The 17,222-nt window shown below is 46.4% G+C and carries 13 protein-coding genes; 2 read left to right on the forward strand and 11 right to left on the reverse strand.

Translation table 11 applies throughout. From position 1 onward, the window contains the following. Window positions 1-163 precede the first annotated feature (163 nt). A complete protein-coding gene (locus NSU01_RS32790) occupies window positions 164-562 on the forward strand; it encodes a hypothetical protein (protein WP_076246465.1) in 399 nt (132 codons plus the stop codon). Between the two features lie 19 nt (window positions 563-581). Here NSU01_RS32790 and NSU01_RS32795 read toward each other — a convergent pair whose 3' ends face one another. The 8 genes from NSU01_RS32795 to NSU01_RS32830 all read right to left on the reverse strand — a co-directional run bounded on the left by NSU01_RS32795 (window position 582) and on the right by NSU01_RS32830 (window position 9,114). Continuing rightward, window positions 582-1,184 carry a DL-endopeptidase inhibitor IseA family protein gene (locus tag NSU01_RS32795; RefSeq protein WP_076246462.1) on the reverse strand — a complete coding sequence of 201 codons (603 nt, stop codon included), beginning with the start codon at window positions 1,182-1,184 and terminating at the stop codon, window positions 582-584. A 240-nt stretch (window positions 1,185-1,424) separates the two neighbouring features. Beyond that, window positions 1,425-2,051, reverse strand: coding sequence for a type II secretion system protein GspM (gene gspM / locus NSU01_RS32800; RefSeq protein ID WP_076246459.1), 627 nt, complete (start codon window positions 2,049-2,051; stop codon window positions 1,425-1,427). After that, window positions 2,035-3,663 carry a pilus assembly protein PilM gene (gene pilM / locus NSU01_RS32805; RefSeq protein WP_076246456.1) on the reverse strand — a complete coding sequence of 543 codons (1,629 nt, stop codon included), beginning with the start codon at window positions 3,661-3,663 and terminating at the stop codon, window positions 2,035-2,037. Before pilM ends, gspM begins: the two co-directional genes overlap by 17 nt. A gap of 15 nt (window positions 3,664-3,678) precedes the next feature. Beyond that, window positions 3,679-4,428: an A24 family peptidase gene (locus NSU01_RS32810; protein ID WP_076246453.1), complete on the reverse strand. Its 750-nt coding sequence runs from the start codon at window positions 4,426-4,428 to the stop codon at window positions 3,679-3,681. A gap of 86 nt (window positions 4,429-4,514) precedes the next feature. Then, complete coding sequence (locus NSU01_RS32815) at window positions 4,515-4,958, reverse strand: prepilin-type N-terminal cleavage/methylation domain-containing protein (RefSeq protein WP_076246451.1); 444 nt, start codon at window positions 4,956-4,958, stop codon at window positions 4,515-4,517. Between the two features lie 193 nt (window positions 4,959-5,151). Continuing rightward, complete coding sequence (locus NSU01_RS32820) at window positions 5,152-6,357, reverse strand: type II secretion system F family protein (protein WP_076246448.1); 1,206 nt, start codon at window positions 6,355-6,357, stop codon at window positions 5,152-5,154. Next, window positions 6,357-7,406 (reverse strand): type IV pilus twitching motility protein PilT, encoded by a 1,050-nt coding sequence (locus NSU01_RS32825; RefSeq protein ID WP_076246445.1) that lies wholly within the window; start codon window positions 7,404-7,406, stop codon window positions 6,357-6,359. The genes NSU01_RS32820 and NSU01_RS32825 overlap by 1 nt, the downstream gene beginning before the upstream one ends. Window positions 7,407-7,449: 43 nt before the next feature. Continuing rightward, on the reverse strand, window positions 7,450-9,114 hold the full coding sequence (locus NSU01_RS32830; RefSeq protein WP_076246442.1) for an ATPase, T2SS/T4P/T4SS family: 1,665 nt from the start codon (window positions 9,112-9,114) through the stop codon (window positions 7,450-7,452). Window positions 9,115-9,481: 367 nt separating this feature from the next. Between NSU01_RS32830 and NSU01_RS32835 the strand changes: the two genes are divergently transcribed. After that, entirely contained in the window at window positions 9,482-14,086 is a 4,605-nt protein-coding gene (locus tag NSU01_RS32835; RefSeq protein WP_076246439.1) for a DUF5057 domain-containing protein, read from the forward strand. Window positions 14,087-14,208: 122 nt separating this feature from the next. On the opposite strand, the gene NSU01_RS32840 is transcribed toward NSU01_RS32835, so the two are convergent. From NSU01_RS32840 to NSU01_RS32850, 3 genes are read right to left on the reverse strand one after another with little or no spacing between them, the layout of a single operon-like run. Next, window positions 14,209-15,990: a hypothetical protein gene (locus NSU01_RS32840; protein ID WP_076246436.1), complete on the reverse strand. Its 1,782-nt coding sequence runs from the start codon at window positions 15,988-15,990 to the stop codon at window positions 14,209-14,211. A gap of 13 nt (window positions 15,991-16,003) precedes the next feature. Further along, complete coding sequence (locus NSU01_RS32845; RefSeq protein WP_076246433.1) at window positions 16,004-16,555, reverse strand: prepilin-type N-terminal cleavage/methylation domain-containing protein; 552 nt, start codon at window positions 16,553-16,555, stop codon at window positions 16,004-16,006. Then, window positions 16,539-17,138, reverse strand: coding sequence for a prepilin-type N-terminal cleavage/methylation domain-containing protein (locus tag NSU01_RS32850; protein ID WP_076246430.1), 600 nt, complete (start codon window positions 17,136-17,138; stop codon window positions 16,539-16,541). Before NSU01_RS32850 ends, NSU01_RS32845 begins: the two co-directional genes overlap by 17 nt. Between the last annotated feature and the right edge of the window lie 84 nt (window positions 17,139-17,222).

The following is a 17,222-nucleotide window of genomic DNA, read 5'->3' on the forward strand; positions in this document are numbered from 1 at the left end:
ACAGCCGTTCGTGCGTAACATTAGGCGGAAACTCAAACTGTAGTCCAAGCATGCTTTTTAATAAATAATGGCATCCTTTACATAGGGCTTACCCGGGAAGCCATTATAATTTACGATTGCGCGCTACAGTTGAAGTAGACCTCTTCAGAAAGGATGAATTCTTATGACTACAGCATCAACCACCGATCTGTCCGCGATCCTCCGCCAAGCTCCTGCTGTTCTGCCTTCCCTTACCTGCCGCGAAGCCCTGAGGGTATTGTTCCAGCATCCGGAGTCCAAATGCATCGTCGTCCGCAGCAGCAGCAATGAACCCGTGGGACTGATCATGTGCGAACGCTTCTTCCTCAAGGCTACAGGCCGGATGGGTATGGACAGATTCTACCATGAACCTGTATCCCAACTGATGAACCGCAAACCTCTGGTGGCCGACATCTCCACCCCGGCTGAATTGCTCTGGGCCGAAGCCACGCAGCGTCCCGAACCGATGAGAAACGACTGCATTATCGTGACCGATCAAGGCCGGATTGCCGGTATTCTTCACCCTGCGGAGCTGCTGCACTGAGTGCAGTTCTCCATCCCCTCTAGAAAAGAGTATCCGGTGACATGTCGATTCTCCAGTAGCCGCTTACCTTCTTCAGCTTCACCGTTATGGTTTCGGTAACTCCATCTGAACCCTCACTTGGCACAGTCAGCTCAAACACTGCAGCTTGTGCCGTTTTTGAGATCATCCGGGCTGTTGCCTTCGTATAATCCAGTGTATTGCCTAAGTCCGCATGGACCTGGGCCATTCTTCCGTTATATTCCAGGAACTGTGTCTGTACATAGAAAGCTGCAGCATTATGCGTGTACGCTTTCTTAATATAGTTCATCAGCTGCTGCTTCGTGCCAAGGTCACTGGACAGATAACGGTATTCAAGCGTTTTGTAGGTGAATAGCTCCGGCTTGTATTCGTTGCCTCCCCGGCTTGCGTACGTATACAGTGCTTTGGCATGGACAACCAACGGAATCACACTCCGTACCGTAAGGTTATTAATCGTAGCGGGACCTTCCTTGCCTGGTGCAGACACTGCTACTGTTCTTACTCCCTCTATTCCCACCGCTGGCGAAGCCGCGAGCGCTCCGCTTCCCGCAGAAACCAGACCCAGTGATAGTGCTAATGAACCGATCAACATTTTTTTGTTCATCCTGAATGCCTCCTTGTAATCCTGTTTTATAAATTGAAGAACTATTTCTCTCCAACTGCTGCGATAAGTACTATATAACTTACGATAGCCCGTAAGCTAAAATACCCAATACTACCCCATGTGTAAACGGTTAAACCCCAAAACAGCATAAAAAAGCTCCGTCCTCCTGTTTATAGGGGCCAGAGCTGGAATAAATGGAACTATATAGGGTAAAAAAGCACTACCTATGATTGCCTAAGCTCAGGGCTGCTGCTCTTGATCCAGAGCCGCAACTTGTGCCGAAGTTTCTGAAGGTTCTGAAGACTTCTCATAGTAGGCCGTAAAAGTAATATTGGCTGAAATAATGTTGCCGGAATCGCTGGAGTGCTGGAAACTGAACGCGTCCACATTAATAATGCGGGGCAGAAGCTGTAGTGCAGTCATCCAGCTTCGCACATTAGTATAAGTTCCTTCCACCAGGGCCGTCATCTTCAGGGCCTTCACGGAAGGGAACACTGCTTCGGAGGAACCTGTCATAACCTGAATGGGATTTGTATCATCCAGCGTGAACCCGATATCTTTCAGTCTGGCATTGGTCATTGTTCCGATGGCTCGCAGATCAAGAATAAGCTGCTCGCTGTCGTCACCGCGCGGAAGCTGGGCCAGAAGTGCATCCTGAGTATCGTCATTCTCCGATGAACGGTTCAGCTCTTCTATTTTATTCTCCATGAGGCTGTTTTGCTGCTCCAGCTGCGACATCTCTGATTCCTGCTCCGCAATCCTGCTGTTTGTAGGCTGGAACCCCAGAAGGAAGAACGCGAACAACAGCAGGAACAGGACAAGAACCCCCAGCACAATAGGCGAGCGGTATTTATTGATTTGTTCCATTTTCATCCGCCTCCCCCGGGTTAGCTGCATCAGTATCCTGCTGCGTGCTTTTCGCCAAATTCACATGATATATTGCCGTGTAGAATCTCGTTAGAGTCGCTGGAGATTGCGTACTTCCGGACGGATCTCCTTCAGACAGCTTCTGAATACTCACGTCAACCGTGAAGGACATTTTGCGCAGTTCAGCGAGATATTCGGAAGCATCCTCCATTTTGAGCATCTTGACGGTCAGATCAATGGAGGTGAGGTATGTGTAACCAATATTGCTAAGCGAAGCCCCTTGCGGCAGCCCGGAAGCCAGCTCATTTAATACAGAAACAATATTCAGCTTGTACTTCAGGATCTCTTCAACGGCCGCTTTACGGTCCAGCTTGCCTGAACCGCCGTTATTAGCTTTGGCCAGCTCCAATTGAAGCAATGCGCTCCGGTCCTGCAGACCCTGGATCTGCTCCGACTGATCGTTAATCTGCCCCTTATTCGCTGCATAAAAGATCCCGGTGCCCACTATGCCCAGCAGCCAGATTCCGACCAGTGCAATGGCCAAATAGGGAAATAACATGGCCTCACGATCTTCTCGGGGCAAGAGATTAATATGCTGTGCACCCGAACCCAGTGCAGCTCCGGTTGCAATCCGGTAGCTATTCAATTGCAGGTTCTGGCTTCTAGCCGCACTGGTCTCCAACTGATCCAGACTTACCGGGATAATCTCCTGTTCGGATAAAGACAGGCTAAGCTCCTCATGCAACTGGCTGCGGATGCCTGAAGTCCCAGTAATCAGTACATTGCTGATACGGGTACTGCCATCGTGCAAGCTGTATTGGTAGAAGTTCAGCATCCGCGAGATTTCAGCTGTAATCTCCAGCATCTGTTCAGGTGACAGATGTTCTTCCACACTCTCTTGCGTAGCGGCGGCCTCCGACCTGAATTTGATCTCTTCCTGCATAGGTGGAGCTACCGGCTCTGCTCTACCCGCTTGCAGATCGGCAACATTAATCGTACGGATAAAGACTGGATTGCCATCACGGAACATATAGATATCCAGCAGTGACTGCTCCAGATGGATCAGCATCGTTTCTGCAAAGGCTTCGCCCTGATTCAGCATGATGCTTCTTGCTAACGCCGTAGCGGAAATCTCGACACTGCCCACCCGTAAACCTGCCGCTTCCAGGACATCGATATAATCCTGAATCGGCTTGCGCGGCGCGGCAAATACCAGCAGATGGCTCTGATTTTCATCCACGCTTGTTGTAACGTAATCATACACCGGATTTTCAAAAGGCAGATGCAGACCCGTTTCTACCTCCAGCTTCACAAGCTGCTCCAGCTGTTTTTCATTAGTGCTGGGAATACTCATTTTACGGATAATGATTTGAGCAGGTGGAATAGCCAGGGACACCTTCGAACCGCGAAGGCCCTGTTTTTTAACCCAGGGCTTAAGGATATCCAGCAGCGACTCACCGTCAGCAATCTGATTCTCGACAATCATGCCCGGATGCAGCGGAAGTACCTTCTTCTTGCGGACTTCCCATGTTTTATTCTTCTTCAAGCTGACGCAGCGGATGGCGGATTCCTCAATGGAAATCCCGACCGCTTGTTGACCTAATCTCAGCATCCGATGATGTTCCTCCTAACCGATAAACGAAAGATATGCGCCGATAATGTCCGGACCGAACAGATATGAGAGCAGTGAACCCAGAGCCAGGAAAGGGCCAAACGGGATTGGCTGTTTGCGCTGGACAATGCCTAGCAGCTGCATAATTCCTCCGATGGCGGCGCCCAGCGCACAAGCCATCAGAAACGCCACAATGACATTTGGCCAGCCGATGATCCAGCCCAGCAGTGCAAACAGCTTGACGTCACCCATTCCCATGCCCCCAAACAGGGCCAGCAGGAGGAGAACGCCTCCACCGCTTAAAGCGCCAAGCAAATGATACCATAGCGGAACTTCCGCCATGAAAGGAACCAGTACCAGAAATACCGGCGCAAAGAATAACAGCACCTTGTCAGGAATCAGCATATATCTCAGATCAGAGACTGTAATAATGACCGTCAGACTGACCAGCAGCATCCCTGTAATTCCCTCAAGCGTGAGGCCGAATTTCAGATACATCACCAGAAATAATAGTCCAGTTGCGGCTTCTCCAAATAGATACATTGGTGACACCCTAGTTCCGCAATGCCGGCACTTCCCCCGCGATAACAGATAGCTGAGAACCGGGATCAGATCCAGTGGCGTAAGCCGCGTCCCGCACTTGGGACATTGCGATGGCGGATGCAGCAGAGACTCTGCTGCCGGTATCCGTAGTCCTACTACGTTATAGAAAGAACCGAGCGTGAGGCCTAGTAGAGTTATATAGATTGCGATAAAAATAGTCATGATGGGTTAGTGTCCCTTTCGGGGATTTTAAAAAAGGAATCGGAATGGTTCCGATTCCTTTCTATAAACGAATAATTCAAATATATTTATTTGGTAATGATTTGGGAAGCTGTATAAAGACCATTTCTAACTTTTGCAGGGGCAGGAGTTAAAGTAACAGACTGCAATATTCCATCTGCAGTAAATTTCACCAATGTTGTAGCCGGGGTGAGTGCAACTTTTGTACTAGGCAATACTAAGCCGGCTTCAATATAGTGATTTGTTTGAAGTGTTTCTAGAGTAACCGAAGTATTAGATACAAAGTTACCATTTTGTTCTCCAATGACATAGAGTCTTGCTGCTTCATAAACTTGACGTGCTGTGGCCAGATCTGCATCCTCACGTGAATTAGTAACGATATTACCAATGAGCGGAATCGCAATAACCGCAATAATCCCCAAAATAACGATAACCGCCAGTAACTCAATCAGCGTAAACCCTCTCTGATTCTCTTCCTTGCTAAGGTTTCTCTTAATTGCCTGTGCCAACATTTCGTTTCCCCCTTGATAATAGTAGTGTGTGATGTTCCGACAGAAATCTCATCCTATGTTGCTACCTTCCTGCTGTATTGCTCTTGGTATAGAAGCAGCTCTCTCCATCGTCCAGCACCTGCGGAAGCAGCTTCAGCTTCCGCTCCGCCTTTCCGGCGTCACCCCTCTCAATAATTGCAAGGAACCGCAAGGTTCACATATTACTGTACAGACTGAACATCGGAAGCATGATAGCTGCTACGATCACCCCGACTACTCCCGCCAGGAAGGCAATCAACAGTGGTTCTAATAGAGATTTTAGACGGTCAACTGTATTCTCTACATCCATCTCGTAGAAGTCAGCGACCTTGGATAACATCGTATCCAGCGCTCCGGTCTCTTCACCAATGGCAATCATCTGTGTAACCAGCGGTGGGAATACCCATGCCTTCTTCAGCGGCTCAGAGAGCGGATTTCCCTGTCTAAGGGAATCACTTGCACTGCGGATATAACGCCCGATTACCTTATTGCCTGCCACTTCCTCTACAATAGCCAGGGATTGGAGGATGGGCACCGAGCTGGCGTAGAGGGAAGAGAATGTCCGGGTAAACTGCGCAATCGAGCCCTTCTGATTCAACTTGCCAAAGACCGGAATCTTCAGCTTGGCGTAATCAAGTGCATAGGCACCTTTCTCGGTACGTTTAGTTATTTGATAGGCAACTACTAAGAGAAGTACCCCCAGAATCCAGAAATACCATTGCCCCTGAATACTTTTGCTGAGTGCCAATACCATCTTGGTAATCGCCGGAAGCTCGGCATCAAAAGACTCAAACATGGTGACAAACTGCGGCACAATTGCCCATAACAGGTAAATCACTGCTCCTATTGCCATCACGCCGACAGTAATCGGGTAAGTCAGTGCAGATTTTATTTTCTCGGTTGTTGTATGCTGCTTCTCAAAAAATATCGCCAACCGCTCCAATGTCCCTTCCATATTTCCCGATTCCTCACCGGCGCGTATCATACTGACAAACAGCGGTGGAAAGATCCGCTTGTGATCCTGAACTGCCTGGGAGAAGGGAATCCCCCGCAGCAGGCTTGAACCAACATCCTGCAATGCCTTACGTAGCGGTTTACTATCCGTCTGCTCTGCCAGGATACGCGTAGCGTCTACAATGGATACTCCGGCACGCATAAGTGTAGCGAACTGGCGGCAGTAAATGATAAAGTGAATAGTTTTAACCGGATTGCCTATATAAATATCCATTTGCAGAATGGAGGTTTTACGTTCCACCAGCGAGAACACCGTCAGACCGCGCTTGCGGAGCTCATCCATGGCTGCCGGCTTATCCGTAGCGGTAAGCTTACCTTTGATCGGCCTGCCCGCCGCTGTTTTGACCTGATATTCGAATAATGCCATCAGCCATTCACCTCACTCATATACGCTTTGGCCGCCGCAGGGTGTATAAGCCCTCCCGCAAGATATTCACGGATGTTCATCTCGAATGTGTGCATACCTAGCGCCTTACTTGTCTGCATGACATTCTTCAGTTGATGCGTCTTCTCCGTCCGGATCAGGTTGGCAACCGCCGGCGTATTCACCAGAATCTCTGTTGCACATAACCTCCCGCGGCCCGAAGCTCTAGGGAATAAGCGCTGGCTGATTACAGCCAACATCACCGAAGCCAGCTGGGAACGGATCTGATTCTGCTGATGGCCTGGAAAAGCGTCGATAATCCGGTCAATCGTCTGCGGCGCATCTGTCGTATGGAGTGTTGCTAATACTAAGTGTCCAGTCTCAGCAGCAGTAACGGCTGACGAGATCGTCTCCAAATCACGCATTTCCCCCACCAGAATGACATCCGGATCCTGCCTTAATGCTGCCCGGAGACCGCTGGCGAAGCTGTTCGTGTCGCTACCCACTTCTCTTTGATCCACCAGGCATTTGCCATGACTATGCAAGAATTCTATAGGATCCTCCAGGGTCACAATATGCTTGCTCTCGGACTGGTTGATGGAATGAATCATCGCCGCCAGCGTTGAGGATTTGCCGCTGCCCGTAGGGCCTGTCACCAGGATAAGACCTTGCGGCTTCTTTACCAGAGATGCCAGAATCGGAGGCAGGGATAACTGCTCCAGCGACGGAATATCAGCGGGAATAGACCGGGCTGCGATGCTTACTCCACTCCGCTGACGGTACACATTTACTCTGTAACGCACTCCATTATCAAGCGGGTAGGAGAAATCAATCTCACCGGTCTCATTAAAAATACTGTTATGCTGCTCCTCCATAAGCACCTCTGCCATTGCCAGTGATTCCCCGGCTGTGACCTGTTCCCCTTCAACCGGATACAGGGTTCCATCAATGCGTATTACCGGCGCTGAACCTACAGAGATATGCAAGTCGGAAGCCTTGGAGGTATAGGCCATATGAAGCAGTTGTATAATGTCTCTCGTGAATGTCGGCACTGGCTATCCTCCTCAACGTTTTGTCAGCTTAATTAAGACTTGTTTACTGCGATACCGTTTCCCGCAGAACCTCTTGGAGCGTCGTGGTTCCATGTGTAACCTTGAGGAAGCCATCCTCCATTAGCTGCACAAGCCCGCGTTCGCGCGCGGCAGCTTTCAGTTCATCGACGGATGCCAGATCCGTAATCAATTGCCGCATATGGTCATCGATAGTTAACACCTCGTGAATGGCAATACGTCCACGGTAACCTGTAGTGCTACAACTGCCGCAGCCCCGTCCGCGATGGAGACTGTCTGTTGGCAGATTATATTTTCGCAGCATGATCGCTTCCTGCTCAGACGGCTTGTACTTTTCTTTGCAGTCCGGGCAGATTTTACGCACCAGCCGCTGGGCTACTACCCCAATCAGGGAAGATGCAATCAGATAAGGCTCAACGCCCATATCTCTAAGGCGCGATATAGTACTGATAGCATCATTGGTATGGAGCGTCGAAAGGACAAGATGACCGGTTAACGATGCTCTGACTGCAATTTCTGCCGTTTCAGTATCTCGAATCTCCCCTACCATTACGATATTAGGGTCCTGCCGGAGAATCGAACGCAACCCTGCTGCGAAGGTAAGGCCAACAGCAGCATTGACATGCACTTGATTGACTCCTTCGAGCTGATACTCTACCGGATCTTCAACCGTTATAATATTTGTGCTCTCCACATTTAATTGGTTCAGCGCCGAGTACAAGGTTGTCGTTTTGCCGCTCCCTGTTGGGCCAGTAATCAACAAAATCCCGTATGGTCTGGCAATCATTTCTCTAAAAACAGCAGCATTCGACTCACTGAAGCCAAGACTGTCCACTGATTTCACGCCTGTGCTGAGATCCAGCAGCCGGAGTACAATTTTCTCCCCGTGCATTGTCGGCAGTGAAGATACGCGGATATCAACCATTTTGTAATCAAATTGCATCTTGATACGCCCGTCCTGCGGAAGCCTGCGCTCCGCAATGTTCAGCTTCGCCATGATCTTCAGCCTGGCTGTAATAAAGCCCTGCATCTGTTTGGGAATTACACGTTCCGTACGCAGCGTGCCGTCAATCCGGTAACGGATAGAAAGGTTATTCTCACCCGGGTCTACATGGATATCGGATGCCCGCAAGGCCACTGCCTGCTGAATCATCTGATTGACCAACCGGACTATAGGCGAATCTTCATCGGTAATCTCCGTCTCTTCAATTTCTTCCTGGGTGGGCAGTTCAACCATCATCTGGCTCATAGAATCACGCATGCCGTAATGCCGGGCAATCGCCCGCTGCAGCTCATCCCGGGTGGAAATCGCAGGTTCGATTCTGAACCCTGTACTCATCCGCAAATCCTCAATGGCGAAATAGTCCAACGGATCAGCCATAGCCACCATCAGCTTGCCGCCTTCCTTCATGAACGGGAGCACCTGATATCGTTTGGCCATACTCTCCGGAATAATCTGCGTAATGGCCGGGTCAATCTGATATTTGAACAAGCTTACATGAGGTATGCCAAGCTGGAATTCCAATACTTCAATTAGCTGCTGCTCGGTAATATAACCCTGCGAGATCAGCAGATCACCAAGCTTGCGTTTGGTTTTGCGCTGTTCGGCTAGAGCCTCGGTCAACTGCTCCTGCGAGATAATGCCGTTATCTACCAGCAAGTCTCCCAGTCTTTTTTTTATGATTGGCAAAGTTACTCATCTCCAGCTCTCACCCGTTTAATTTTTCTTACTGGTTAGAAACTTACATAATTTAGCAATAAAAGGATCCAAAGCTGCTAACCTTCTGGAAACTCATACCGATTTCGTATATGTAGTCCTTTGCGTGTTACAGAAATCATTTTCCCGGAATTTCAATGGTTTTCTAGTTCTAATTACTTAAATTTGAGGTAAATTTTTCATATATTATGATTGCCTATAGAGGTAAATTGTCCTAGAATGATATATAGCATATAACCGTTATTTTTACAATTAGGATTTCCAATACTTGGTCAATTTTAGCGAAAGTTTCGATAAATCTACCAATCGATTATTAATATCTTTACGGGGGAGATGCTAGATGAAATCATTCCGGCGGAGAACATGGTTTCTAGTTTCAGGGGGTACATTTGCGGCTATATTAATTGCTTTGTTTGTCCATTCTTTTGTTCTTTCAGTCAATGCAGTAGTAGACAGTTCGTATACCATCCGTATTCTTGAGATCACTGATCCAACCAGCACTGCAAGCTTGGCACTGGATGCCAATGATAAATACCCCAAGAGTGAACTCGATGGTCTTCAGGGATTAGCCAACGTCAAGATTGATACAATGACTATGAAGCGCTTCGTATCCCTGCGTGATAACTGGGACGGCAAATACGATGCTGTCTATATCGGTAAAGGGGCATTCAACAAAAAGAAAGTTAACAGCACGGGGTCCTCTACCCCTGATGAGCGTATTGCAGCTCATAAGACCACTTCTGTCGAAAACGACATTACCAAACTCAAAGCTAAAGAGATCACCGATTACTACATTAGTAAAGGCTTGAATGTTATTCTTCGTGAAGAAACCTTTACCCAGCAAAATACCAAAGACACACAAGGTGTCCTGTATGAAACATTTAATCCTTACCGCACTGCAACTCGCACCAATATTACTTTTCTGAAGGACAAGGCTGCACTCGACACTTTTACAACTGAGGTAAAGGCTGGTAACTGGTCTAAAATGGGGACTCTTAAACAGAGGCCCAGATTGACCCTTACCAGCAAGCCCGCTAATTACAGCGAGAATCCTACTGAGGTGTTTGAATCCGGAGATAAACTGGACTTCTCCATCAGGCTTGATAATATCCCAGACTTAACTCAAGTTCGGATCAAATTATATATTAATGTGGATTCTTCTTTGCCTGTCACAGAAGACAATGTAGTTGTCAGTAAAGAAATCACCTCACCCTCAGATACTTTAAGCTATACTCTTCCCTCTACCTTCTCAGGGCCGCTGTATTGGAGGATTGAAATCAGCACACTGAGTGGACTTAAAGACTTTGACACAGGAAATATCCTCTATAAGGGCGTTAAGCCGGAGATTAAGGTTCTACAGATTATGCCTGCCGGCAAGACAGAAAGTGATTTGCTAAGCACCACTAACAAAAACATGAAAGCAGCTTACTTAAATAATCCCGACTACTATAAACTGATAATCACACCGCACGATATGACCTGGTTTAATAATTACATCGCCGAAAATGCTAGTACCACTGATAAAACCTCAGGACTGAACGGGAACTTTGATATGGTCGTGTTCGGTTTCCTAGACATGTATGACAGGGCTACCACACCGATGTTGTCCAAAGCATCAGCCGATGCAGTCAAAGCCTTCGCTGAAGAAACAAAGCAAAGCCTGATGCTGACGCATGATACCATTTTCCGGGAGGTTGATTATATCACGAGTACTACGGAGCTTGATCCTTATCCGGAAAGTACAACAAACGGAGTCAAGAACTATAACTACTGGAGTTCTTATTTCCACGATATGGTAGGACAGACGCTGCCCCGGACATATCTGGGCGGCAATGCTGTAAATACTTCTACTAAAGTTGTTCCGGTCAACCAAGGACTTTTGACCCAGTACCCATTCAATCTAACCAAAGCAGGTAATGATTCGGGCAGATACACTGTTGCCACTACTCATGACCAGTTCTTTCCGCTGAATCTCGAGCGTGCAGATGTAATTCCCTGGTACAACATATCAGGTTCAGAGCGGGATACAGATGATAGCTACAATCATTTCTATACTTATTCTGTCGGTAATATTACCTTCTCCGGTACGGGACATACAAGTAAAGGCTTCCCGGATTGGGAACAGATGTTGTTCGTCAATACCATGTACCGTGCGTTCACCGGCGCCAATCACGCTCCGAAGATTAATATTTATACACCGCAGGACAAGAGTACCAAGCCTTCATATCAGGATAAGCTCACTGTAAGTTATGCGGCTACTGACCTTGATCTCAAGGACAAGGATCTCTTAACGTCCATTAACATAAGTAAGCTAATTGACAAAGAAAAGGGCACCTACGTATCGGTAGATACCATGAAGGAGACGACGGTCAAATCAGGTGCAACATTTTCTCATACCTTCAATAACCCGTTACATGAGGATGGCACGCTGAAGATTGAGATTACTGCCAAAGACAAACAAGGAGCTCTTGCAACCGAGACTATCACCATTGATGTACAGAAGGTAGAATCTAATTTGACTATCAGCCGTTCCTTATCTCCCAAAACAGTGGAGAAAGGTGAGCCATCAATTATTACGTATAATGTGAAACCTAACAGCATCCCAGCCAGCGCTGTGGAGCAAGGAGATCAAGGTGTTCAGAATCTGGAGATCTCAGATATCCAGTATTCCGAGGTATTCCCATCAAAGTTAGAATTCAGCAATTTATCGTCTCTAGGCCTTACTCAGAGCGGCACCCCCGCATCAGGCTACACACTTACCAAGAATCTTGGTAAACTCACGTATCATTTGTCAGCAGATGGTCTGACTTATGTACCTGATTTAGCTGAAGGTATCACCTTCACCGTCAAGGCAGTACCTACTGAGAAAGTTGCTCATTACCAGTTGGATAACTCTATTTTGAGCTTTGAGGATTTGCATTCAATGCAGACTGCTGCAACTACTCCGGTTCTAACAGATTCTACTAAAATTTATAACACGATAAATAGTATTAGCAATGAATTTGTTGCCTTTATTCTGGGTGATACCAGTATTAATAGTGCCCAAACAAATGGTCGGATGGCTGTCGGCGGCAATGCACAATTCTCTAGCTATAGACTAAACAGACCAAATGGCGTAGGAAGTAATGCGTTGATTGTTGGTGGAAATTTCATATTTGATTCATCAAACGGTGCTTCAATCACAGGCGATGTAGTTTACGGCGGAACTTCCCAAGTAAGCCAGAACAATACTGCTACCAAAGTAACTCCTGGAAAAATAATAAATTTCAATGAAACTGGGGAATATCTACAACTCCAATCAAAAACTCTGGCCTCACTAGCTTCCAATGGCAGTGTTGATAATCTTAGTTTTGTTGGTTCGCATTCAGACTTAAATATATTCGATGTAAAACCTGGCAGTTCCAACGATGTGCTCTTAAATAATGTAAAAATTAATGCACCGCAAAACTCGACGGTAATTATTAACGTCTATGGCGAAAACATCTCAATTCGCGGCGGTTTTGACTTAACCAATATCCAAAATAATCATATTGTTTTAAATTTCCCGGAAGCAAAAATACTAAGCATTAGAGATGTAGCAGTGAAAGCTACTATTCTTGCCCCATTAGCCAATGTACAATTTGATAGCGGGAATATATATGGCACTCTTATCGCGAAGGAGCTCCACACTAACAATGGAGGTACTCTCAATTCCGGATTATTCGATGGTACATTGCCACCAGTCGTAGTAGCCACACCTACACCAATACCAGCACCGGTGCTGCCAAGAGTAACAATGAAATTTGACACTCTAAGCTTTGATTCCATTGTCAAAGTAATGTGCGTCACTTTGGTTCCAGCGAGAATCAGTATTAACACCAGCCTGAACATGGACCCTCTCGCTACTTATCTTCCGGTCGATATCAATAAAGAAACTACAACCTTCAAATGGGAATCTCTTAATCCGGGGATTGCAACAATCTCCGACACTGGTATAGTCAGGGGGATTGCTGAAGGAACAGCCGAGATTAAGCTTACAGTAACAGATATCAGCGGCAAAACAGTGACGGATAGTGCTGATGTTGAAGTAATGACACCAGAACTCAATATCAGTGGCCCCAAAACGGTGCTGATAAACACTTCCGCCGAATACGTAGCCAGTTATAATACTGCAAATGATAACGTTAAAGAATATAAGTGGAGTATTAAAGAAGGAGACGATAATGCAGCAGGAGCTAAGCTCAGCGAGGATGCAAGCGGCACGCTTAAGGATCATGCTACATTAGCAGCTGATAAATCCGGCGAGGTTACCCTAATGGTAGTCGCCATAACTGATGCTTATCCAGACGGAACAGCTCCGAAGGAGTATAAGGTAACCTTCACTAATCCCGTTCGTGAGATTGCCATTTGGGGACCAAACTCAGTACATGTTGATGAGAAGATTGAATTAACCATTAAGGTAGAACTGCCAGAGGATGCGGACCCTGCCGATTACAAATGGGAACTGTTAGACAAAGGCGGTGAATATGTAGAAAAGATTGACAAACCAAACACTAGCATTATTGAACTTAAAGGTCTAAAGATCACGGCTACTGACCATCCGGTGGTTATCAAAGCTTCCTTAATCGGAGCGCCGGCTGACCATCCGGTCGAAGCTATATGGAACGTCACTGTGGGCAGCGGATTAACTGATCTTTCCCTGCCAGATACATTGAGTATCAAATTAGGTACTGAACATGACCTGTTCAGAAATGATCTTGGTGTGTTCCCTACAACTATGACCATTAAGGATGTAGAAGGGAAGCTGTTATGGAGCACTAGTGATCCAGCTGTGGTAAAGCTCACCGGGGAAGGAGTCATAACAGGTAAAACTAAAGGCACTGCCCAAATCACCGTTACTTCTAAAGAGAATTCCAGTATTACGGATACCATTCAGGTCACTGTAACCAATGAAGACCGCTATTAGATAAACGCAAACAAAGAGAAACGGATGCACTCCCTCCGGGAACGGCATCCGTTTCTCTTTGTTTACAAAACTGTTTGTGTATAACCCTGATGAATCAATTGTTTTGACTATATACCTTATGCCTATTCCAGCTTCAGTTCCTCTACCCGGATATTTATCGCTTTGACACGGGGAAGTCCCGCTTTCTGGTCAGTAAATATTTGATCATTGTAGATAGCCTTAAACCGGATCAAATTATTGCTTTGTATATTAATACCTAAATTATTACCAGTGGCTATGCCGCGAACTGCATTAATCGTTAAATCTCCCTTAGCGAAGAATCCGCCGCTGAGTGAGAATATGGAGCCTACCCCATAAAGCTTTGCATCAGAATCAGTATAAAAGAATGCTGCCAGTGGCTTCGGTTCATTATTATCAAAGGCTGCCAACCGATTGATTAGGATCTGCCCCTGGGAGATCAGGACCAATTCCTTGTTATTCAATCCTTTAATAGACGCATCCTCTACTATTGTAGTGAAATCTTCTATGTCCTTTGTGGAATCCTTCAAAACATAAATAGTGGAATCAAACTCTACTTCCCCTCTAATCTCCACTTTGCCTGTCACCAAAATATTGGCGCGCACTTTAACGGAATTCGGACCACCCTCATTATCAATGGTTAAATTACCGTCAACAATATACCAGTAATGTGGATCCGTTGAACTACCGTCCCCCCCTTTATTCGTATAGTTAATCCCAGTAAGTTCCGTTCCATCCAGGGTTAAATCTCCTTTATATACCACTGATCGGGTGGGAGCAGTCAGACGGTTCTTGATATCATCATATTTAGCAATAAGCTCCTTCCCAGCATCTGAAGTATCCGCAGGATCTGGTTTAGGCGGCAGCACTCCCGGATTATCAAAAATTGCCTTATAACTACTTGTAAGGTATCCAGCCAATGTCCCGTTATCAATATTCTCCTGAATACGTTGTCTACTCGCCCCGCTACCTATAGCTTCCTCAACTTTATCAATAAAAGAGGACTTCACATTCACTTCAACAAAGCTCCGGTGGTTTTTGATTTTCACATTCGCTGCAGGGATGACTTTTTCTGAAACAGCATTGCCCGTGAACTTCTGGTTGCCTTTCATATAGACCAGCTTGTCCAACGCCTGCACATGCGCTTCACCAACTAATTCAAAAGGCTCTGAAATATATGCACGGTCGTTATTGTAGATGTAGCGAGCAGTATCACTGATCGTCAGCGTATTCCCCGCGTAGATATTCCCCTTAATATAAGGTGAACCATTGATAGTCAGATTACCTTCGGAACCCAGAGTATACTTCAAAAAATCAGGATAGGTATCGATCACTACATTCTGTGTTAATTTGCGTATAACTCCATTGACTTCCGCTTGGGCGGTAAGGGTCAGTGTATAGCTTACGGAATCTCCTTGCTTTGTGGTGTGGGGGACTACATCAATAATTGTACCTACTGCTCTCTCCCCGCCGGCCTGCTGAAGGTCGGTACTGGCAAACAATGCACTGGACTTAACCGATTGATCCGGGTCATCTATGCTGCCCTTTAGGCTTTTCAAAAACATATCTATTTCAGCATCCACTTCTGCCTGACTCATGTCTACGCTATCTTTAACCTTGCTATTCAAACTTGCCGTAATATATGCCACAGCCTCATCCAGCGTCTTCTCCGCCAAATGCAGACTTTGCACATCGTTCTTCCGTGTCTCCGTACGCTGCGCACCTCCAACGGCTGCCGTAAGCACGCTTAATCCCAGAATCGTAAGCAACAGTACAATAAACATAACCAGCACCAAGGCTGAACCTCGCTCTTCCCGGAAACGCCCGCTGAGTCCCTTCCATTTCCAAGATCTCAAATGACGCAATATCGGTCTAACTCCCGGCATCCGCTACATCCTCCTAAAATCCAAATTTGCTCTTCATCTCCATGGTGTAATCCCTGCCGTCATACTTCTGCGTCAATTTGAGGGTTATTTCGATTAGTCCGCTATCGCATGGCGCATCTTTGGTACAAGACCTACCGTCAGATGTTGCCGAGGAGATTGATGAACCGGTCAGATCCGATTTCACTGCTGTTCGGGAATCATTCGTAGGTCCGTCTACTTCAGCACCAATGACAAGCTGTCCTTGTGTAAAAGCTATCTTGACTATATTTTTATAGTCGATATCTGTCTCAACCAATTTCTTCTTCAGGAGAATCCCGTCATTATTGTCCGTACTCTCCAGCCGCTCCGGGGCAAATGTATATAATTCATTTATAATTGATGACATAATAATATCCGCTTCATCTCTGAGAGAATTTTCGATTGTTATTTTATGATAGCTGCGAAATCCAAACATAGTGACCATAGAAATGATGCCCACAATCATTGAAAATAAGGTTATGGCGGCAATAAGCTCAATTAGCGTGAAGCCCTGCTGTGACTTTAGCCGGTCAACGTATTTTTTCATCGGTAATATAACCCTCCACTACGGTACTCGCTGAATGGCCATTAGGACCACCATCTCCGGTAACCTTTACCTGAATAGGAATTAGGTAATCGGCCATCTCCTTTTTACGGGCATCTATGCTTTCTGCACCATCAACAATAGTTTTCCCTGCCAGCATATCCTGATGCAGTTGCACTTGATAGGTTATTTTCACATGATAAGGGATATTATTGATTACCGGATTCAGCACGTCAGGCATTACCCCTGGATTAATAATAAACGAACTGTAACTACAGGTTGTTGCATTAACACACTGATCTGCTTCAATACTTGGGTGTTCAGGTCCTGTGTCTTTTACAGCAAAATAGTTGCCCATAGCCTCAAAATCCTGCTTCTCCATATAAAAGAGCGCATTACGCGCCAGATTGACCATGATCGTCTTATTCTGGTTCGATTTCGAATAGGACAGCGCGTTGGTGAAGTAGGAGGTTAGCACCAGAGAAACTATCGACAAAATCACGATGGCTGCCAGCACCTCAATCAGCGTAAATCCCTCTTCCTTGCCCCGCTCACGGTTTCGGTTCCACTTGTCTCTCCAAGACATCCTGTTCGCTCCCTATGCTCTATTGGATTCAATCATCGGTCTTGAGTCCTGCACCCTTCTCCGTCTCTCTGAATCTTTCTACCT

It is taken from the genome of Paenibacillus sp. FSL H8-0259, assembly GCF_037963255.1.
In the GTDB taxonomy this organism is placed as follows: domain Bacteria; phylum Bacillota; class Bacilli; order Paenibacillales; family Paenibacillaceae; genus Paenibacillus_AQ; species Paenibacillus_AQ phytohabitans.